Genomic DNA, 21839 nt, shown 5'->3' on the forward strand with positions numbered 1-21839 from the left:
TAAACACTTAAAATTAACAAAATTACTATGATAGCCAATTCAACCAAAATAAATTATTTTCCCAAGAAAAGTATTCGTGAAGATCGATCTCAAGGCTCGTCTTCTAATAATAGAGCGATCGAGTCTAATTCAGTTAAATCCTTACAGCTGGGAATTTTAGATAGCGGTTGGATTACTCCAGGTAAAGCCGCAGTAGAGGTAGTTCAGGAAACTTTAATATCTGCATCTTTGGCAGATTCTTTAGGCTATTCCCGCTATTGGTTAACCGAACATCACGAACCTTCTTTTGCCTGGGCTAGTCCAGAAATAATGTTAGCTTTGATTGCCCAATCTACAGATCGTATTAGTGTTGGAACTGCGGGCATCTTACTTTATTTTTACAGTCCTTTAAAAATTGCTGAAGTTTTCCGACTTTTAGAAGTTTTATATCCTAAACGAGTAAATTTGGGAATAGCTGGAGGAATAGCTGGAGACGAAGAAACTATGCAGGCACTTGCTCCTGGGTTCGATATCAAACAAGCAGTTAAAAACGATCTTTATGGTCAAAAAGTCAGTCAACTAATTGATTATCTAACCGATAACTTCCGTCTAGATCGAGACTTTGCTTTGCAGGCAACTCCTAAAATTACCGAAATTCCTCAAATGTGGTTATTAGGAACTGGAACAAGAAATATGCAAAAAGCTGCTTTATTAGGAACGGCGTTTTGTTATTCGCTTTATCATGCTTGTAGTCAAAACGAGCCGAATATTGTTCGAGAATATTGCTATAAATTTCAACCTAGTATTATGCTGCACGAGCCAAAATGTAATTTGGCAGTAAGTGTCGTCTGCGCTGAAATCGAAGCTGAAGCAATACAGCAGAAAACTTTAGTAGAAAGAATAGATAAAACTAGCAAAGTTAATGTGGCTGGCACTCCCGAACAATGCAAAGAACAATTACTAGAAATTCAGCACCGATATCAAGTATCTGAAATTATTATGATTTCTCCATGGCATATTTTTGAGCGGCGCAAACTTGCCTACCAAATGTTAGCAGAAGTCTTAAATTTAGGTTCTACCGAACTTACAGCAGTTTTCAATTAATGGACTACGCTTATAATTAGCTGGTTTTAGCTATCAGCTATTAGCTATTAGCCTACAAGTTTAATCTGTATAGTCTACTCAATTGAAAAGCGCAGTATGATGTAAAATCAAGAGGAAAAAGCCAAGTTAAAAAACATCGCGAACTAAAGTTATCGAAATTTCTAAACCTATAATCTCCTTTCTTAATCAATTTAAGTTTGTTATTAATTTCCTTCACTACACCTTGAGTAGTTCGGCAATCAAAGTAAAAAATAATTTTTTTCCAACCAACGTCTAATTGTCTGAAAGCTTAAGGATAATATTGTTGAGCATTTTAACTCAATCTTATAGAGATAATAATCTTGCTACCTAGTTATAATTAGGCTCAAAGGCATATCAAAATTTTCTTTAAATGAGTGCATTACGGCTAAAATAGGGTTGATTTTTTTTACCTTTTTTAACTTGGTTTTTTGTTGAACTGTTAATTCAGGTTAATTTTTTAAGAGATGATATTTACTATTGTTTAATCTTAATAGTAAGTTTTATCTTTCGGATTTATTTTTATTAGTTGCGCTTATTTTTTACTTTTCTTACTTTGATTATCTATTTTTTACTTTTTTATCAGGTTTTAATCGTATTTTTGTGGAGTATCTGATTATAGTTGTCAAAATATTTAAAATCGTTTAAAAAAAATTTCACATAGATAAAAGTGGAGTCTTATACCAACTCTCTTATTACTTTTGAGAAAGTGAATCCTTATTTAAAACTTCGGTGTACTTATTTGAATGGCGAAATCAATTTAGGTATTTCTGCTTAATTAAAAAGTGGGATGCTCCCTGGAGCTATTTATAACTTTAGTTAGAAAAACCGTATATAAAGCATATATCTTTAGTCAATTGACATTAAAGACTTATTTCAGATGATTTGACTAGAATCTGTTGTTTATGATTGACGTAGTTAAAGACCAAAGCAAAAGTTAATCAATTGATTTTGAATAACCTTAAGAGCTTTGGCTGGGTAAACAACTAAAATCATTCGCAGAAACACAATCAACAATGACTAAAATACTAGTAATTGAAAACGATAGAGAAACCAGAGAGATATTGCTCGAATGTTTGAAACTAAAAGGATTTGAGGTAATCAGTGCCGAAAATGGTCTCCAAGGAGTAGAACAAGCTCATATCCATTTACCAGACGTAATTATTTGTGATGTTACACTGCCCAAATTAGACGGTTACGGAGTTCTGAAAACACTACGTCAAAATTTAAATACGGCAATTATTCCTTTAATCTTTCTGACGGATAAAAGTAGTCAGCAAGAAATGCGCCAGGGTATGGAATTAGGCGCAAATGATTATCTGGTTAAACCATTTACCCCAAAAGAGCTACATGGTGCGATCGCCGCTCAAGTCAAACAAAGATATATTTTCCAGCAGTGGTTTGCTGTCAAATCTCAAAACACCACGGAGTCACCTGAGCTGGAAACAGATGATTTTGCTAAGTTTGCTCCCTTGTTTGCTTCTTGCTGCCAACTCAAAACAATCTATGAGTTTATCGAAACACACTATCACGAGTCGATCGCTTTAAAGGATGTTGCCAAGCATTTTGGTTTTTCTGCTGCCTATTTAACCGAGTTAGTTAAAAATCAAACAGGAGAACCGATTAATCGCTGGATTATTAAACGTCGAGTCACAGCAGCACGAAACTTATTATTAAAAACCGAAAAATCAGTAGAACAAATTGCCGAGGCGGTAGGCTATCAAAGTCTCAATCATTTTTTCCGTCAGTTTCGTCAATACTATGGAAATAGTCCTAAAGCTTGGCGCAAAGCCAATCTTCATAATAGCCTTTCTGGTTATGTTGCCAAAAGTGTTAATGGATAGAAAAATCCTGTTATCAATTAATTTTTTAGACAGCAATTCTAAAGAGAAAATGAATGCAATCTCTTGGTTCTAATATGTCACTTTTATTTATATTTACCCTAAAAAAGGTGGAATAGAGCAACAGGAATGAAAAGCCGAGGGTAAAACTGAAAAAGCAGTAATTAAACTATTGTTTGAAGGTAAAACTAGAACTGAAGCATCACAGTTAATTAATTGCACTTATAAAACTTTAACCACTTGGATCGATACAAACTATTATTTAAAGAGGCGAATGACATTAATGAATAATACAACAACCAAGGAGCTGCCATTAAATTCTCAGGTTAAACTCGAGCAAAATGCTAATGATAGTAGTATAATTCGCATTTTGATTGTAGACGATCAAAATTTTGCCAGACAAAGGTTGCAAATGTTATTAGAATCTGAATCCGACTTTCAAATAGTTGGTCATGCTAATGACGGTTCGACAGCAATTGACAAAATTGCATCCTTACAGCCTGATATAGTTTTAATGGATTTAGAAATGCCAGGAATGGATGGCATAAAAGCGACTGAAATTATTTCTAAACGTTTTTCTAACTGCAAAGTTCTAGTTTTTAGCATTCACGAAAGTGAGGAGTATTTGAATAAAGCTTTTCATGTAGGAGCTAAAGGCTATTTGCCAAAAAGCACTCCCCAAAAAGAACTAATTCAGGGAATTCGCTCTCTGCAAAGAGGCTATCCTCAAATTAGTCTCGAATTATTTGAACGTCTGATGTTGGCAAAGAAAAAAGCAGAGACAGCCATCGTCAAATATACAGAGACAGCCATCGTCAAGTCCACAGATAAAAATATCACCCAACTAAGTATATCTCAGCCCAAAGCCCAAAATAAGCTCTTTCGGCAAGAGTCATTGGAACGTTTAGCTTCTCCTGAAAGATTAGACCAATTAATGCGGGTGGTAAACCCAAAAAGCTGGATACCTTTAGTTACCTTAGGTTCTGTAGTTTTCGCTGCTGCAATTTGGAGTGTGGTGGGACGTATTCCTGTCACGGTAGATGGTCAAGGAGTGTTAATTTATCCTAGCAAAGTTGTACCTTTGCAGACTCAAGGTTCTGGACAGCTAACATCTTTGAAAATTGAAGAAGGAGATTTAATTCGCAAAGGAGATATTTTAGCGACGGTTGACCAAGTCGATCTACGTAAAAAACTCCAGTTAGCTCAAGACAAATTAAAACAGTTGCGATCGCAAAATAATAATGCTGAATCCATTCAAAGTCAACGTCAAAATCAAGACCAGGAAGCAATTGAGGAGCAACGTCAAACTTTACAAGAAAGATTAGATCTTACTCAATCTTTAGCTCCAGTTTTAAAAACTAAAGGACTTGAATCAATTCAAAGCGATCGCACTAGTCAAGAAGAAAAGCTCAACAATCTTCAGCAATTGTTACCTACATATAAAAAGAGACTGGAAATTCGCGAGAATTTATTTAAACAGGGAGCGATCTCCGATGATGTGCTGTTAGAAGCAAGACAACAATATTTAGACAACATTGCTAGCGAAAATGAAACTAAGTCTCAATTAAAAAAGCTGGAAGTTGAAGAGGCGGATGCTTTAAAAGAATATCTTTCCAACTTGAACGAGATCAAAGATCTTCAAGCACAGTTACAAGAACTCGATAGCCAAAAAGCTCAGTCTACCCAACAAGATTCTGAAAGCTCAACTAACCGCCAGAAAGAGATTCAAGAGGTTGAAAGAGAGATTGCTCAACTACAAGAACAACTAAAAAACGAAAGTCAAATTGTTAGCCAATATACAGGACGTGTTTTAGAAACAACAGTAAGTCCAGGACAAGTTATCGAAGCAGGAACTCGTATTGCCAACATAGATATTAGAAATTTATCGGGAAAACTAGTCGGCATCACCTATTTTTCTGTGGAAGATGGTAAAAAAATTCAGCCAGACATGACAATTCAAATCACGCCCCAAACTGTTAAAAGAGAGCGTTTTGGTGGCATTATGGGTGATATTACTAAAGTTTCAGCTTTTCCCATCAGTAAAGAAGCTGCTGCTAAAGTAATTGGCAACTCAGAAGTTGTAGAAGGTCTTGTATCCGACAAAGAACAGGGTGTGCTGCAGGTATTTGCTACTCCCTACGAAGATGCTGATACTTTTAGTGGCTATCAATGGTCTTCATCTTCTGGCCCTAATTTGAAAGTTTCTTCGGGAACTCCCACTTCAGTTCGAGTCAAAGTAGAAGAAAGAGCTCCAGTTACTTTTATCCTACCAATCTTGAGGTCTATCAGTGGTATCTATTAATTTTATGCGCAACTCGATCTTGCCACCTAATCTTGAGCAATATTGGCAAAACTTGCTCCAATATTTAAATCGGCGAGTCAAAACCCCAACCTTATTACAAATAGAAGCAGTTGAGTGTGGTGCTGCTGCTCTAGGTATTATGCTTAGTTACTATGGACGTATTGTGCCGTTAACCGAGTTGCGTGCAGAATGTGGCGTATCTCGTGATGGTAGTAAAGCCTCTAATATTCTTAAAGCAGCGCGAAATTATGGCTTAGAGGCAAAAGGGTTTAAAAAAGAACTAACACAACTGAAAGATATAAATCCTCCTTATATTGTATTTTGGAACTTCAATCACTTTTTAGTAGTTGAAGGCTTCTATCAAAACAAAGTTTATCTCAACGATCCTGCTTCTGGGCCTCGTAGCGTCTCTTTAGCAGAATTTGATGAGAGCTACACTGGCATAGCTATGATAATGCAGCCTGGTGCAGAATTTCGCCGAGGTGGTCGCAAATTAAACCTAGCTTTAGGATTATGGTCGCGACTTAAAAGCGATCGCGCAGCTTTAGCTTACTGTTTGTTAGCTGGATTTTTTCTTACCTTTGCCGAATTAGTCGTTCCTGTATTTAGTCAAATATTTGTGGATGAGATTTTAATCGAAGAAAGGTATCTTTGGCTCAATCCACTATTGGTGGCAATGGCTGTCTCAGTCATACTTCAAGCTGCTTTGACACTCTTGCAGTTAAGATATCTGCGTCGTCTTAAAATTAAGCTGTCGGTAAGTATGTCTAGCCGATTCTTATGGCATATTCTACGTTTGCCCGTTGGTTTCTACGCTCAAAGATTTGCAGGAGAAATCAGCAGTCGGACTAGTTTAAACAGTGATGTTGCCGATGTAATCTCAGGAGAATTAGCAACTACGGCGATCGATGCGGTGATGATAGTGTTCTATGCCATAATTATGAGTCAGTACGACTTAGTACTTACGGCAGTAGTCGTGAGTTTCGCCACAGTAAATATCTTGACTCTACAGTGGATCTCGCGCCAACGCAAAGATGCCAATCAAAAATTACTCCAAGAATACGGTAAAGCTGCTGGAGCATCGATCGCCGCCCTCCAAAGCATTGAAACCTTAAAAGCATCTGGTTTGGAGTCGGATTTCTTTGGTCGGTGGTCGGGCTACTACACCAAAGCGATCGATTCTCAGCAAGAAATAGGAATTACCAATCAAACCTTAGCGGTATTACCCGTATTGCTATCAGCTTTGGCTTCTGCTTTTCTACTACTTGTAGGTGGTCTGCGAGTTATGGATGGATATATCAGTATTGGAATGCTAATTGCCTTTCAGGGCATGATGCAAAATTTCCAAACTCCTGTCACTAATTTAGTCAGTCTAGGGGGAAAACTTCAAGAATTAGAAGGAAACTTAATTCGTCTAGATGACGTTCTCGATAATCCCACAGATTCCCAGGTAGAAAATAGCAGAACCATTGAAGAAAACTCTGCTCAAATAGATTTACCTAAACTACAAGGTTATATTGAGCTGCGAAATATTAGCTTTGGCTACAGCCGTCTCGAACCAGCTTTGATCGAAAACTTTAATTTATCAATTAAACCAGGACAAAGAATCGCTCTAGTTGGTGGTAGTGGTTCTGGTAAATCTACGATTGCCAAGCTATTGAGCGGACTTTACGAACCTTGGTCGGGAGAAATCTTGCTTGACGGTCGAGCAAAATCACAAATTCCTCACCAGATTTTGACTAATTCGCTGGCAATGGTAGAGCAAGATATTGTTTTGTTTGGTGGCACGATCGCGGATAATTTAACCCTCTGGGATTCTACTATTCCCGAAAAAAATATTAGAAAAGCTTGTCGAGACGCAGCTATTGAAGACGTTGTCAACAAATTAGCTGGAGGATATAACGCTAATTTATCTGAAGGTGCTGACAATTTAAGTGGTGGACAAAGGCAGAGATTAGAAATTGCTCGCGCTTTGGTTAATAATCCCACGATTTTGATTATGGATGAAGCCACTAGTGCCTTAGATTCTGAAACAGAAAAGGTTGTCGACCGCCGTCTGCGTCGTCGTGGATGTACCTGTGTGATTGTGGCTCATCGCTTGAGTACCATTCGTGACTGCGACTTAATTCTAGTTTTAGATCGGGGCAAAATAGTTCAGCAAGGTACTCATGAGGAACTATGGCAACAAGAAGGAGTATATTCCCGACTTATTAAAAGCGAAGGTTAATTATGAATATTGTTAATCAGACCAACTTACCAGGACAAATATATCAGGTCAAAGCTAACACACCAATCTTACTTAACGATCCTCAGAGTTTTTGGCTGGTTCAATCGGGTTCTGTTGCTATTTTTGCGGTTAAAGTTGACCAGGGTGTTGTCAAGGGTACTCGTCGCTATCTATATAGTTGCGATTCTCAAGAGGCAATGTTTGGTAGTGTTGCTCATAGTGGCAACAGTGGTGGCATTAGTTATCAACTATTAGCTATACCGATTGGTAAAACAGAGTTACGCAAAATAAACGAAGTAGATTTTCAGGAATTATTCGCCCATTCTAAATTTCAAGTACTTGATTGGATTGAAATCTGGCTCAAAAAGTTAGACCAGGCTCTTATTCAAGTTACTAGTCCAAAAATTAAAGTTAAAGCCAATATCTTAGGACGATTTTCTTTGATGAATGGTCAAACTTTTAAAACTAATGCCAGATCTTTGGTTTGGCTTAAACTACAGTCAGGTTACTTACGTTGGCGGGGATTTCCCGAAATACTCTTAACTTCTGCCACTGCAATTGTGCCGTTAAATAATAATACCTGGCTAGAAGCGGATGGGGTAGCTCAACTAGAGCTAAAATCTAGCGAGACCATCTCTAATTTAGACGACCTTATTCTGGGAATTTCCCAGCTACACCAATATTACCTTTATTGTTTTCACCTGCAAGAAAAGCAAGACCAAGTTGAAGAACCAGAGCATTTGGACTTACCAGGACAAATATGTCAGGTTAAAGCTAGCGAACCAATTTTACTTAACGATCCTCAAAGTCTTTGGGTGGTTCAATCGGGTTCTATTGCTATTTTTGCGGTTACAGTCAACCAGGGTGTGATTGAAGGTACTCGTCGCTATTTATGTAGTTGCGATCTCCAAGAAGCAATGTTTGGTAATCTTACCCACAGCAGCAACAGTAGTGGCAGTAGTTCTCAGCTAATAGCCGTACCAATTGGCAACACAAAGTTACGTAAAATAAGCGGAGCAGATCTTCAAGAATTATTTGCCCGTTATAAATCCCAGGTACTTGGTTGGATTGAAATTTGGCTCACAAAGTTAGACAAGGCTCTTACTCAAGTTAGCAGTCCCAAAATTCAAATTAAAGCCAATATAGCAGGGCGATTTTCTTTGACGGATAGTCAAACTTTTCAAACTGATACAGAGTTAGTTTGGCTCAAACTACAGTCAGGTTACTTACGCTGGCGCGGATTTTCCGAACTACTTTTAACTTCTACCACTGCAATTGTGCCGTTGAATCATAATACCTGGCTAGAAGCGGATGGGGCAGTTCAACTAGAGCTAAAATCTGGCGAGACAATTTCTAGTTTAGACGACCTTATTCTAGGAGTTGACCAACTCCATCAATATTACCTTTATTGTTTTCAGCTTCAAGAAAAGCAAGACCAAGGCGAAGAACTAGAGCGGTTAAAGGCGCAAAAAAATCTAAATTTGCAGGTAGCTTCAGAAGCTTTTGGCGAATTGGCAGCTCCTTTAATGCCTCAACAAAATTACTTATATTTAGAAGGCGCACCTTTATTAGTAGCAGCAGGAGCAGTGGGGAAAGCTTTAGGGGTAACAATTTGTCCTCCTGCCAAATCTGAGGATTTAGCTCGTATTAAAGAGCCATTAGAAGCGATCGCCCGAGCTTCTCGGCTACGTATGCGCCAGGTGCTGTTAGAGGATGATTGGTGGCAACAAGATTGTGGCCCTCTGGTGGCATATACAAAATCAGACCGTCTACCAATAGCGTTATTGCCTACTGCTGGTAATCGCTATCTACTATTCGATCCTATTGGCAAAACCAAAATAGCTGTTAACGAGCAGATGGCAGCAGCTATTTCCTCTAAAGCCTATATGTTTTATCGTTCTTTCCCCAATAAAGTACTCCAGCTTTTTGATATTAGCCGCTTTGCCCTATTCGGTCGTCAAAAAGATTTACTGCTAATTGTGGCAATGGGCATTTCCAGCACCCTATTGGGTATGCTTACCCCCTTTACTACGAGCATCTTAATTGATAGTGCCATTCCCGATAGCGATCGCGGTTTACTATGGCAAATTGGTCTAGGACTAATTATTGCAGCGATCGCTACAGCTCTGTTTCGTCTAACTCAAGGACTTTCTCTTCTGAGGGTAGAAACTGCTTCTGATGCTTCTACTCAAGCAGCAGTATGGGATCGCTTACTCAATTTACCTATATCTTTTTTTCGTCAATACACTACAGGCGATTTACAGTCTAGGGTTAACTCTGTAACCTCTATCCGCCGTCAATTGGGGGGAAATACTTTAATCAATCTAATTACTGGTTGTTTTGCCCTGCTCAACTTAGCATTGCTATTTTATTACAGCATCAAATTAGCTTTGGTAGCTCTAGCTGTATCTTTATTAATAGTTGTTGTGACATCAATTTCTGGTTCGATCTTAGTCCAAAAGGTTCATCCCTTACTAGAAATGGAAGGTAATATTTTCGGACACGTAGTTCAACTAATTAATGGCATTGCCAAACTCCACGTAGCGGGGGCGGAAGAACGTGCTTTTGCCTCCTGGAGTAAAAGCTATCGTCAACAAATTAAACTAGAACTCAGCACTCAATACATAGAAGACGCAGTGGCACTGTTTAATACCGTAATGCCGACCATCACTTCAGGAATTTTGTATTGGTTCACAATTAAAATGCTTACCGACCCCGAAGCTAGTGCAGCCTCAACATTAACTGTTGGGTCTTTCTTGGCTTTCAACACTGCCTTTAGTACCTTTATCAAAGGAGCGACTGATGTTAGCAATACCGTTACCGATGTTCTCCAAGTTTTACCCCAGTGGAAACGAGCTAGACCAATTACTCAAGCGGTATCAGAAGTAGATTTGACGAAGGCAGATCCAGGAAAACTGATGGGCAAAATTACTTTAGACCGCATCTCATTTCGCTATCAAGCAGATGGAGCATTAATTTTAAATGATGTAACTATCAAAGCAGAACCTGGAGAGTTTATTGCCTTAGTTGGTAGCTCTGGCAGCGGAAAATCGACGCTTTTACGGTTAATTCTCGGATTTGAGTCTCCTGAAGAAGGAAAAGTTTATTTTGATGGACAAGACTTATCTGGACTCAATATTAATGCCGTTCGTCGTCAGCTAGGAGTAGTACTACAAAATGGCAAGATTATGTCAGGCTCTATTTTTGACAATCTGTCTGGAGGGGCACAAGTCACCCTCGATGAAGCTTGGGCGGCTGCAAAAATGTCGGGATTTGCCGAGGATATTTCGGCGATGCCCATGGGTATGCATACTGTAATTAGCGAAGGAGGAGGCAATCTTTCTGGAGGTCAGCGACAAAGGCTAATTATTGCCAAAGCTTTAATCTTAAAGCCAAATATTTTGCTCTTTGATGAGGCTACCAGTGCCTTAGATAATCGCACTCAAGCCATAGTCAGTAAAAATTTAGACACATTAAAAGTGACTAGAGTTGTCATTGCTCATCGGCTGAGTACGATTCAAAATGCCGATCGCATATATGTTTTGTCAGGAGGGAGTGTTATCCAACAGGGTAACTTTGAAGAGTTATCTAATTGTGAAGGGTTGTTTGCCGATTTGATCCGCAGACAACTAGTAGAAAACTAAATTATTTATCATTACCAAGATCGTGTTTTATAACCCCGCATTGTTTGATTTTACTCAAGAATTCGAGCGCAATTGGCAAACAATTCGTCATGAATATTACCAGCTAGATCGCCATATTATAAATTTACATCGCAATCAGCCTCACCAAGCATATTTCAAAACACTAATGTATAACAATGCTTGGATGCCATCTTGGCAAGTTAACTCTAGAAAGCCTAATTATGATTGGCTAACTTATGCTTTGTCTTATCAAGGTTTATTGCCATCCGAAGCGCCAGAAAAGTTCCCCAGCATAGCTGCTTTACTGACTAGATTATCTGGGTTTAGAGTCTGTGCTTTTTCTCGGATGGAAAAGTTTTCTTTTATTGCTCCTCACAAACATGAGGATTTGGGAGGAAATTTGCTAACTTATCACCTAGGAATAGATGTTGTCCCAGGCAAAAATTATCTTTGGGTAGACAACAAGTTTGAAGAACAGTGTAATCGTAAGTCAATTATTTTTGATGGCTCATACGAGCATTTTGCCTTGAATATGTCTGATACCAAGCGAATTGTTCTGTATCTAGAATTTGACAAAACTAAAATTAAATTTAGATGAGCTTAATAATTTGTTTTTTCTGCTTCTTTGCCCCGTTGTGTATCTTTTTTTGACAATTGGCAAATTATACTGTTGAACATTTAATGTTTAATTAGGTAGAGCTACTTATAACTTTAGTTATAAAAAGTGCATATAAAGCATATATCTTTAGTCGATTGACATTAGAGACTTATTTCAGATGATTTGACTAGAATCTGTTGTTTATGATTGACATAGTTAAAGACCAAAGCAAAAGTTAATCAATTGATTTTGAATAACCTCAAGAGATTTTGCTGGGTAAATAACCAAAATCATTCGGAGATCAACAATGACTAAAATACTAGTAATTGAAAACGACAGAGAAACCAGAGAGATATTGCTCGAATGTTTGAAACTAAAAGGATTTGAAGTAATCAGTGCTGAAAATGATCTTCAAGGAGTAAAACAAGCTCATATCCATTTACCAGACGTAATTATTTGTGATGCTACACTGCCCGAATTAGACAGTTACGGAGTTCTGAAAACACTACGTCAAAATTTAAATACGGCAATTATTCCTTTAATCTTTCTGACGGATAAAAGTAGTCAGCAAGAAATGCATCAGGGTATGGAATTAGGCGCAAATGATTATCTGGTTAAACCATTTACCCCAAAAGAGCTACTAGGTGCGATCGCTGCTTCAGTCAAATAAAGAAATTAAGTTTATAACCGAAAAAACATCATAAAGCAGCCAAATATTATGCATTGTATTACCATGACGTATCTTTTAATCTAGTTATTAAATATTGGTTTAGATAGACTCTTTCTAAAACAAATCTAGCCAATTAATCCAACCCAATTGTTTTAGCGGTTTAATTTTTGGCACATGAAACATTTATATCGATTATTATTTCCTCCAGCTTGGTCGATCGCTGCTAAAATTTCACTAGCATTGCTATCGGCGGTACTCATTCCAATGAGTTTTAATGCTTATTACAATCTCCAACACAGTTTGTATAATGCAGAACAAAGTGAATATCGTCAATTAGAATTATTAGCAACTAGTACCGCTAGCCGTCTAGATCAGCTAATTATTGATAGTCAAAACGTTGTCTCTCAGGTTAGTACTGAGCCAAAAGTATTAGATTTTATTGAGGCAACGACAGCAAAAAAACAGCAAAAATTACAATCTACTCAGGCTAGTACTGAGCCAAAAGTATTAAATTTTATTGAGGTAACGACAGCAAAAAAGCAGCAAGAATTACAGGCAACGACAGTAACAAAGCAGCAAGAATTACAATCTGCTGTTCAATCAACATTAAACAATATTTTTCGCTCTAACAAAAACTATGATGCGATCTTTTTGATAGATAGACAAGGTAATTGCTTGGCTTCTACCAATTCTAGTTTTGTCAATCGCAACTTTAGTTCACGAGACTATTTTCGAGAGGCAATTCAAGGAAATAATTATGCCTCAGATCTAATTACCGACAGTACAACCAAAAAATCGGGTTTTTATCTATCCCAAACAATTTGGTCTAGTCAAGGCAAAATTATTGGGATAGCGGTACTCAAAATTAAAGAAGATAGCATTAATGAGATCGTCGATCGCCTCAGGCTAGAATCTGGCAGCTACGCTTTTCTGGTTGATAGTTTGGGAGTGATTATTAATCATCCAGAAAAAGATTATATTTATCACAGCTTAACTACTTTATCTCCAGAAGTACAGACAAAGATCGCCAAAGATCGACGTTATCCAATTTCTCAAGTAGAAAGTTTAGATCTTCCAGAAGTAGCCGAAGCTATGATTGGTTCTCAGCAACCAGGTCATGTAAATTGTGTTTCCCCTCTGGAACATAGTCTCCAGATGGTTGGTTTTGCACCTCTTGAAGTCCAGCAATGGGTAATGGGCGTTAGCAAGCCAAAAACTGCATTTGTTCAAAATAGCTTAATTTGGGAAAACATTTTAAATGTAATTATCGTTGGTGCGATCGCAGCAGCTTTTGCTTTACTGTTGGCTCGTAGTATTTCTAAACCAATTCGCAAATTAACCAAAACAGCCAAATCCTTGGAGCAAGGTAATTTTGAATATGAGCGTTTACTTTCCATCTCCCATGGCCAAGATGATATTGGTCAATTAGTGCGAGTCTTTATACACATGGCTCAAGAAGTAGAGTCTAGAGAGAAAAAACTCAAGCAAAAAGTCCAGAAGCTAAATATTGAAGTCGACAGAGCTAAAAAAGAACGTCAAGTAGAAGAAGTTACAGGAACTAAGTATTTCCAGCAGTTGCAACTAAGAGCTAAAAAACTGAGACAGCGCAATACTTCAAGCGATCAAAATTGGCAAGAACATTTCCAACAATTACAGAAAAAGGCTCAAAAAATGAGAATTCGTTCGCTAACAACTAGCTAAACAGCCGAATTCTAAATAAGTCAACTAATCTATTTCAATTATTTACTAGGAGAAAAAAAATGTGTCAAGTTGTTTCAATTCATTCTTTTCGCGGTGGTACTGGCAAATCTAATTTAGTTGCTAATGTCGCAGCCACTATAGCAAGTCAGGGAAAAAATGTCGGTGTGGTTGATACCGATATTCAATCTCCAGGAATTCATATTCTTTTTGGCTTAGACGAAAATAAAATTGACTATTCCTTAAATGATTATCTTTGGGGCAAGTGTGGTATTCAAGATACTGCTTATGATGTCAGTCATATTTTTCCCCAGCAAATAAACAGCAATATTTACCTGATACCTTCTAGTATTAAAGCTGGTCAAATCGCTCGTATTCTTAGAGAAGGTTATGACGTAAGCAAACTCAATGATGGCTTTCAAAAACTGATTGATTGTTTAAATTTAGACTATTTATTGATTGATACTCACCCTGGTCTAAACGAAGAAACCCTACTGTCTATAGCTATTTCAGATACACTTGTAGTTCTTTTGCGTCCAGACAATCAAGATTTTCAAGGAACTGGAGTAACAGTTGAAGTAGCTCGCAAACTGCAAGTACCCAAAATGCTAATGGTAGTAAACAAAGTACTACCAGAGTTCGATTTTGACGCTCTGCGCCAAGATATTGAGACTACCTACGATACTCCATTGGCAGGAATTATACCTTTATCGGCAGAAATGGTGCAGCTTGCCAGCAGCGGTATTTTTTGTCTACAGTATCCCGATCACTCTATCAGCAAAACAATAGCAAAAATTGCTGCGCAGATTCTTGGTGAACGACAAAAAGTTTTAGTAAGCAACCGTAATTTCTAATGAATCAACAACTATCTCGTTCTAGAGCGATCGCCAATTATGGAGCTTCTGCTTCAGAAATTGAAGAAATATTAAACTACAATCGTAATGTTTTCGATCTTACTCATCTCAAAGATTTTCTGCGGTTTTCTCGCCCCGATGAAGCTCATCTAACTATTTGGCGAAAATCTTTAACTACAGCGACAGCTACGGGCATATTTGAGGCTCTTAAACCCATTTTAGTCCAACTACAATTTCCGATTCAAAAAGGGATTAGTCAAACTGAGGTCTATCGTGCAGTGACTCTTAAAGGTCAAGCAACGGCAAATATGCAGCAAGTACAAGGTTTACAGCTTCAGTACCCAGAAAAACTCCAGTTGAAAATTCATTCTTGTTTGGCAGGATCTATTCCAGTCTTATTACCAGAAACCCGAGCTGATTTTGTCTCTTTAGTGCAGGCATTAACAAAAAAAAATGAGCCAGAATCTATACCTGATTCTATGGGTGCGTGCATGGTGGCTAACTACAATAATTGGGGGAGAATAAATCAATATCGAGATCGATGGTCATTAAACAATGATGGCAACTGTTCTGAAACAGACTGGCAATCAGAATTTCGCCGACTTATTCCTCAAAAACAATTATATCAAGATTGCTTTATTATTCTGAGCGATGGTTTTTATAGTGGTGTCACTCCTCAAGAGATGAATCTATCAGAGGCAGAATGGCGACGTTTATCTTTAACTATTCGTTTAGAACATGAATGCACTCATTATTTTACTTATCGAGTCTTAGGTTCGATGCGTAATAATCTGCTCGACGAGCTAATTGCTGATTATCAGGGAATTGTCAGTGCTATAGGAAAATACCGTGCCGACTGGTTTTTACGCTTTATGGGGCTAGAATCATTTCCTCATTACCGAAAGGGAGGTCGATTTCAAAATTATCAGAGCAAGCCAGCACTTCTTGATGCAGTCCTAAAGGATACACCTTCGGATATCGCTCATGGGGGAAACCACGCCAGTTCCTATAACGGGGGGAACCCCCGCAACGGACTGGCTTCCCAAGACCGCGCTGCATCGCTTTCCACAGGAGCATTTAACATTTTGCAACAGTTAGTTAAGGCGGCAGCAGAAAATTTAGAGTATTTTGATCGTCACTATGTCAGATTCCAACAGCGGCATAAAGTTTTATTAGCTTTGACCTGTTTTACTCTTGAAGAATTAGCTTCAGCCAATGCACCTGAGCGTATTTTACAAGCTCTTGAACGACTACAAGAAGATATCTGTGTTTGAAATATAAAAATAATTATTTGCAATTTACAAGGAGAAAATCCGATGGGAGAAGTTTTACTGAAAGAATTAAGTCGTAATGACCTTACATGGATGCTTGATTGTGGTCATCGTCAAGAAATAGAAGCGGGAACTATCTTAATCGAAGAAGGACAATCAATTGATTGTCTTCATATTGTGCTGGATGGCACCTTAGCTGCTTCTATATCTGGTAATAATCAAGATCCACTAAGTCGATCTTATACTGCGATAGAAGGAGCAGAATCTTCTTTAGAGATCGCTAGGTTATCTAGTGGGGAGGTTGTAGGAGAAATTTCTCTAATTAGAATGTGTTTGGCAACAACAACCATTACAGCAGTAGAAAAATCATCTATTGTTTCAGTTCCTTTGTTGTCTTTAGAACATAGATTAGCGCAAAATGCAGATTTTGCAGCTCGTTTTTATCGGGCGATCGCTATTTTACTAAAAGATAGATTGCATAATTTCATTGAAACCAAAGTTCACAGAAAATTTAGATCTAGTCAATCAATAAAAGATGTTTTGCTTCTTTTTAGTCAATTGAATGATAGTGATTTAGATTGGATTATCGCCAATGGTGAACTTCAGGAGTTTGCTGTTAATACAACTTTAATTCAAGAAAATGGGCCGATAGATGCCCTGTATATTTTATTAAGTGGTGCAGTTTCGCTATCAAGAATGAGTAGCGATCGCAATCCTTTAGCTCGCATCTTTGCCACATTAGAAGCAACCACAGTAGCAGGTGTAGAAATATCACGCTTATCTAAAGGTGAAATTATCGGAGAGAGCCAGTTTATTGATGGTGAATTACCATATTTTACCGCGAAAATAATTGAACATTCACAGGTATTAGCTATTTCTCGTCAAAAACTCAACGTAAAGCTACAGCAAGATTTAGGTTTTGCTTCTCGCTTCTATCGAACTTTAGCAATTGTGTTTAGCGATCGACTTCAAGAAATGCTTAACAGAATGGGATATAGCAGGCGTATTTACTCTTCAGGTAGTTCTTTAGCTAGCAATGTAAAATATGATCTAGAACTCGATGATCATAGTTTAGGGCAGATATATCTTGCTGGTCAAAAATTTACTTGGATGCTAGAGCGTTGCGGTAGTATTGTAGAAAGTGGAAAGACTTCGGGTCGTGACCACAGCTTTTGACCATGACTTTTGCGATTGTCCTACTCTAATTCAGAGATGGGATTTTTCTGCCAACTGAGGGAGAACTATTTTTGTTTTTCGTGCAGTCGAGATTAACTGCTGATTGTATCGTTGACCGACTCGAAGATTGGTATAGCAGCGTTAGTGAGGGTCAGTTATCGTTGTGGTAAGTGCGATGCCTTTAGGGCATATCGCTACTTTACTTGCGTTCTTAAAAGCAAAGCTGATAAAGAAGCTTTCAAGCTGGTAGGTTTAATCCCTTCAAGATTTAGTAAATTAAGAATTTCTGTGTCATTAACTAGTTGCTTGATAAACTTATCATCGTTTAGCTGACTTTTATCGCCATCGGTGCAATCTCGCAGCAGTTTTTGGACTTTCTTTTGCTCTTTTCCAGAATTAAGTTTCTTCAAAGTATCTTTGACGGTTTTACGGTTGATTCCAGACGGAAAACTATCCATTGCCATAATTCGCTTCTGAATTTTACTAATCCGCTCAGAAGTTAAATTAATGTTTTCTAAAGTTTCTGGTTGTTCTAATTCGGAACAACGCTGTTGCTTGAGTTTCACCAGTTGTTCGTACAAAGAATGAGTAATAGTTAGGATTTTTTTTGCCGAAACTACCTCACCAGAGTCAGGGGTTTTAAATGCTGAAGAAACCGCTATTCCGTAGCCATCATTTTCTTGTGCGAGATCGTTCCAGTAAATTGTTTGTTTATGGTCGGGAATGGGTTCACCATTTGGGCCATAATATTCTAAGGTCAGTGCCACAAGACAAGTTGGTTCATCGGAGTCGTTGGTACGATGTCCGACAGCAATGGGATTGGCTTGGTAATCGAATCCTAATTCCTCAATTAGTTTTCTCAGTTCTTCGCTGTGCAAGATTTCGTTTTGAGTGTAGAGGTCTCGGTTAGCTTCTTGTTTTTGATAAGTCTCTTCTTGTAAACTGCCCTGCTCCAAGGATCGGGCTTTAGTTAAACTGTGGATGAAATCGATATATCCAGGCAAAATTTCATCATCAAAGAGAGTATCGCCATAGATTGAAGCTCCTAGAGTATCGATTCGCTCAATGTTGCCAATTGCGCCACTTTCTTCAACTAGATCGCCGACCAGTTTTTTGTTTAGATTAGATAGGCGACTGGCTTGTCTGAGTAATTGACTTTCGCTATTGGCGTAGTAAATATAAATATTTTCAACTTGACGTTGTTTGGGGCGGTCGATGCGACCAATGCGCTGCTCTAAAATCATTGGATTCCAGGGCAAATCGATGTTAATCAAATAATCTGCATCTTGAAGATTTTGACCGACTGAAAGAGTTTCTGAACCGATTAAAACTGAGATCTCTTCTTCTGGCTGTGGACGTTCGGCAGGATTTCTACAAGTAGCAGCAGGGGCAAACAAGCGGAATATTTGCTGTCGTTTTAATCCAGGTTTTTGATTAGTTCCTTTGACCGCATTATTAGGACTAACTTTGATTGGATAGTCTAAATCGCTGTTGTAATAAAGTTTATTAGAGCCGATTGCCATACCAATTCCGCTTGATGCGATCGCGCCTTCTTTTGCCATGTAGCGGTAGTAATCGATCACCGTATCTGAAAAGGTGGAAATCAAGAGAACTTTATGACCTTGACTGACGATTTCCCTGACTTTCTGGGTAACTTGTTCGCGTTTGTGGTCTTTGACAAATTCATCCACTAGTAGTTTTTGAATCTGTTTGAGTTGAGCTAAGTCGCTGTCACAGTCAGCCATAATTTGGTAGTAAATTTCTTTAGCTCTGATTGGGTCATCTCGCAGAGCATCGGTAGCAAGATCTATGGATTTGCGTAGTTGTTGACGCTTTTCCTCTTTCTTCTCATTGGTTTCTTCCTCGTCTTCGTCGTCTTCATCTTCTAAATAATCTTCATCCCAGTCATCGCTTAGATCTAAGACATCTAATGATTTATCTTTTTTCTTAGACCCAAATTCATAATGCAGCAACAAGAATTCTTTGAGTCCATCAGCATCAGGAGAAACCATTTCTAATCTGTCTTTAACCAAAGCAATGCGATCGCTAAAGTTCTTAATCGTGCGACCCAGAGCATACATACTCGACTCTGCCCGTTGTAAAAAGAAGCGACGTTGATTGGCAAGGAGCGATCGCTGTTCGGTACTGCCCTTGAGATAACGTATCGGGTCAGCTGACGGAATATAGAGGTTGGTTTCAAATTGAGTGAAGATTTGGTCTAATGCTTGCTCTGTATCTGATTCAAATACTACGGGCAACCATTGAGCTACTCGTTTAGCATAGAGATTGAGATCTGGAGTAGCTTCTCTAAGCATCTGTCTGGTGCGTTGGAGAAATAACTCTCGATAGGTGCGTCGAAATAAATTGGTATTGTCGGTAAAGTTTTCGACTCCTGCATCTCGACGCTCGAACCATAATGCTACTTCTGGGGGAAAATCTAAATCTTTGAATCCTTCTGGGCGAGAAAGAAATGGAGACAAAATATTATAGATATCCTCGCGGCGGTTATTCCAAGGAGTAGCTGTCAGCAGTAGAAAATGCCTTTCTCTTTCAGAGGCGCGATCGCTCTGTTGAATCTGCAAACAAATTTGATGAATGCGATTTCGATAATTGCGAATGCCTTCGTGAGCCTCGTCAATAACGATCAGATCTGCACCACCATAGCGATTAAAGTCATCTAGAAATCGGTTGCCTTTGAGACTCATCAAGTTTTTATTATAAAGTTCATAATCGCCCCCTTTAAAGCCAAGTTCGGTCATTTCCCTTTCCCAGTTAGGAAATAACTTTTTGGCAGCAATAATGGCAACCTTAGCTTGACCTTTTTCATTACGGTACAGTTTAGCCACCGCAGCAGCTAATCTGGTTTTTCCCAATCCCACAGCATCAGCACAAACCGCTACGCCAAAATCCTGCATGACTCTAAGACAGTGCTGCGCGCCTGATTTTTGATGCTCGAATAAAATACCTTGGTAGACAAACTCATCTAGTGTGTCGCTTTGTTGGACTCGCAGTAGGTGAGGACGTTCCATTGCCAGCCAGTAGAGAAAGTCTTGAGGTTGCCCGTGTTTTCCTGCCAAGATTAATTCGACTGCTTGCTTAAAGCCTTCAATTTCGGGAAAGTCGGGAATAATTAGGTCTGAGCTTACAGAAATGGGCTTTTCTGGAGTTATGTTATATGTTCCTGTAGTGGCTTTAACTCTGAAATTCTTCAGCGAAGTCGATGGATGATCGGGATATACTTCAACTTGACCGATAATGCGTTCTGGTTCTCGACTGTCGATAGTAACTTTAACCAACTCATCATCGGCAACTTCAATGGTTTCAACTTGGTCTAGGTTACTGCCTGTAATTTCAACTGGGGTGATTTCTCCATTGGGGAATTCGTCAGGAGTAATAGATTCGATAACTGGTTGCTTTAACTGGATACGGCGATCGCGTTCGGCGATTATTTGCGCTAAAAATTCTTGGCTGAGGTCAAAAGTGAGTTCTTTGTCTTGCCATTCTTCATCAAATTCAATAATGCTCTCTTTAATAGCGTCTAAATCTATAGGATCTGAATAATAGAGGAAAGTAACGCTTTCAGCATTTCTGGAATGGGCAGCGCGAGTAAAGTTATCCGAGCCTTCATGGAGAATGTGGTTATCCAGGCGATCGCTCAAGATGCCAGTCTTTTTGTGATAGATAGCCCGTCTTTCTTCCATCTTGACCAGCTTGATTTTTAGAGTACCCAACCTCACTAATTCGGCGAGAATTTCAGTGCTAGAAAAAGAGCTATCTTCTAAACCTGCAAGAAATTCTTGGAGGGTACGACGAATGTATTCGGTTCGATATTCTGAGTCGTGTAGTTTTTGGAGTTCCTTGAGATCTCGACTATTAGTAAATCCTTGCCAATCCATCAACAAGCGGATTTCCCCTTCATTTTTAACAATATTTTGCAGGGGTTCAGAGTAAAGTTTCAGTACGCCACTTTCAAAGTAAGCAGTAGAGCGACGATAGAATTTAGTGCGTTCTAAATAAGCAGTGATAAATTGGTGATATTTGTCAATATCATCTGGTAAATTAAATCGGCGACGGCGACGAATTTTGGTTTCTAATTCTAGAAAGCTTCCTATTAGTAATACTTCTTCTTTAACTGCATTTTCTAATTGAAGAAACTGCTCAATAATTGTTAGTTTGCTGGTGCGTAATAGAGTAGCATTAGGAATATTGCCTTCTTGCTTGGGGATGTATTCAAATATATGAGCGGTATTGAGATCTATCCGAATTAGTTTATAGGTAGAGTGTGTTTGAAAACTTAGGAAACTGACAATATTTTTGAGGAGATTATCGGCATCGCGGTGTTGAAAAACTAGCCAGTATTGATTGTCAACTCCTTTAATGGGATTTCCTTGAGGTAGGTAGTAAGGGCGTTGTTTACGGATTAGGTCGGAGATGATAGTTTCAAGCATAAAAGATTG

At 38.5% G+C, this 21839-nt stretch carries 13 protein-coding genes; 11 read left to right on the top strand and 2 right to left on the bottom strand.

What is annotated here, in order from left to right; genetic code table 11:
- Window positions 1-27: 27 nt before the first annotated feature.
- Window positions 28-1083, top strand: coding sequence for an MsnO8 family LLM class oxidoreductase (locus KME09_10175; protein MBW4534291.1), 1056 nt, complete (start codon window positions 28-30; stop codon window positions 1081-1083).
- A 52-nt stretch (window positions 1084-1135) separates the two neighbouring features.
- On the opposite strand, the gene KME09_10180 is transcribed toward KME09_10175, so the two are convergent.
- Window positions 1136-1339: a hypothetical protein gene (locus KME09_10180; GenBank protein MBW4534292.1), complete on the bottom strand. Its 204-nt coding sequence runs from the start codon at window positions 1337-1339 to the stop codon at window positions 1136-1138.
- A gap of 778 nt (window positions 1340-2117) precedes the next feature.
- On the opposite strand from KME09_10180, the gene KME09_10185 reads away from it, so the two are divergent.
- The 10 genes from KME09_10185 (at window position 2118) to KME09_10230 (ending at window position 17382) form a co-directional block, all read left to right on the top strand.
- Window positions 2118-2945 (top strand): response regulator, encoded by an 828-nt coding sequence (locus KME09_10185; GenBank protein MBW4534293.1) that lies wholly within the window; start codon window positions 2118-2120, stop codon window positions 2943-2945.
- A gap of 280 nt (window positions 2946-3225) precedes the next feature.
- Window positions 3226-5244, top strand: a complete 2019-nt coding sequence (locus KME09_10190; GenBank protein MBW4534294.1) for an NHLP bacteriocin system secretion protein — start codon at window positions 3226-3228, stop codon at window positions 5242-5244.
- A gap of 4 nt (window positions 5245-5248) precedes the next feature.
- Window positions 5249-7471, top strand: a complete 2223-nt coding sequence (locus tag KME09_10195) for an NHLP family bacteriocin export ABC transporter peptidase/permease/ATPase subunit (GenBank protein MBW4534295.1) — start codon at window positions 5249-5251, stop codon at window positions 7469-7471.
- A gap of 443 nt (window positions 7472-7914) precedes the next feature.
- Entirely contained in the window at window positions 7915-11115 is a 3201-nt protein-coding gene (locus KME09_10200; protein ID MBW4534296.1) for an NHLP bacteriocin export ABC transporter permease/ATPase subunit, read from the top strand.
- A gap of 22 nt (window positions 11116-11137) precedes the next feature.
- Window positions 11138-11713 carry an aspartyl/asparaginyl beta-hydroxylase domain-containing protein gene (locus tag KME09_10205; GenBank protein MBW4534297.1) on the top strand — a complete coding sequence of 192 codons (576 nt, stop codon included), beginning with the start codon at window positions 11138-11140 and terminating at the stop codon, window positions 11711-11713.
- A 307-nt stretch (window positions 11714-12020) separates the two neighbouring features.
- On the top strand, window positions 12021-12383 hold the full coding sequence (locus KME09_10210) for a response regulator (GenBank protein ID MBW4534298.1): 363 nt from the start codon (window positions 12021-12023) through the stop codon (window positions 12381-12383).
- 174 nt (window positions 12384-12557) lie between these two features.
- The gene (locus KME09_10215) at window positions 12558-14084 is read left to right on the top strand and encodes a HAMP domain-containing protein (protein MBW4534299.1); all 1527 of its coding nucleotides are present in this window, start codon (window positions 12558-12560) and stop codon (window positions 14082-14084) included.
- A 59-nt stretch (window positions 14085-14143) separates the two neighbouring features.
- A complete protein-coding gene (locus KME09_10220; protein ID MBW4534300.1) occupies window positions 14144-14935 on the top strand; it encodes a MinD/ParA family protein in 792 nt (263 codons plus the stop codon).
- The gene (locus KME09_10225; GenBank protein MBW4534301.1) at window positions 14935-16209 is read left to right on the top strand and encodes a hypothetical protein; all 1275 of its coding nucleotides are present in this window, start codon (window positions 14935-14937) and stop codon (window positions 16207-16209) included. The genes KME09_10220 and KME09_10225 overlap by 1 nt, the downstream gene beginning before the upstream one ends.
- A gap of 42 nt (window positions 16210-16251) precedes the next feature.
- Window positions 16252-17382 (top strand): cyclic nucleotide-binding domain-containing protein, encoded by a 1131-nt coding sequence (locus KME09_10230; protein ID MBW4534302.1) that lies wholly within the window; start codon window positions 16252-16254, stop codon window positions 17380-17382.
- 194 nt (window positions 17383-17576) lie between these two features.
- On the opposite strand, the gene KME09_10235 is transcribed toward KME09_10230, so the two are convergent.
- A complete protein-coding gene (locus KME09_10235) occupies window positions 17577-21830 on the bottom strand; it encodes a hypothetical protein (GenBank protein ID MBW4534303.1) in 4254 nt (1417 codons plus the stop codon).
- Window positions 21831-21839 lie beyond the last annotated feature (9 nt).

The sequence above is a fragment of the Pleurocapsa minor HA4230-MV1 genome (assembly GCA_019359095.1).
Lineage (GTDB): Bacteria > Cyanobacteriota > Cyanobacteriia > Cyanobacteriales > Xenococcaceae > Waterburya > Waterburya minor.

Excerpts from the sequence above, each read along its gene's own strand:
- KME09_10175 (MBW4534291.1), top strand. The coding sequence starts at position 28 with ATGATAGCCAATTCAACCAAAATAAATTATTTTCCCAAGAAAAGTATT.
- KME09_10185 (MBW4534293.1), top strand. The coding sequence starts at position 2,118 with ATGACTAAAATACTAGTAATTGAAAACGATAGAGAAACCAGAGAGATA.
- KME09_10190 (MBW4534294.1), top strand. The coding sequence starts at position 3,226 with ATGAATAATACAACAACCAAGGAGCTGCCATTAAATTCTCAGGTTAAA.
- KME09_10195 (MBW4534295.1), top strand. The coding sequence starts at position 5,249 with ATGCGCAACTCGATCTTGCCACCTAATCTTGAGCAATATTGGCAAAAC.
- KME09_10200 (MBW4534296.1), top strand. The coding sequence starts at position 7,915 with ATGAATGGTCAAACTTTTAAAACTAATGCCAGATCTTTGGTTTGGCTT.
- KME09_10210 (MBW4534298.1), top strand. The coding sequence starts at position 12,021 with ATGACTAAAATACTAGTAATTGAAAACGACAGAGAAACCAGAGAGATA.
- KME09_10215 (MBW4534299.1), top strand. The coding sequence starts at position 12,558 with ATGAAACATTTATATCGATTATTATTTCCTCCAGCTTGGTCGATCGCT.
- KME09_10220 (MBW4534300.1), top strand. The coding sequence starts at position 14,144 with ATGTGTCAAGTTGTTTCAATTCATTCTTTTCGCGGTGGTACTGGCAAA.
- KME09_10225 (MBW4534301.1), top strand. The coding sequence starts at position 14,935 with ATGAATCAACAACTATCTCGTTCTAGAGCGATCGCCAATTATGGAGCT.
- KME09_10230 (MBW4534302.1), top strand. The coding sequence starts at position 16,252 with ATGGGAGAAGTTTTACTGAAAGAATTAAGTCGTAATGACCTTACATGG.
- KME09_10235 (MBW4534303.1), bottom strand. The coding sequence starts at position 21,830 with ATGCTTGAAACTATCATCTCCGACCTAATCCGTAAACAACGCCCTTAC.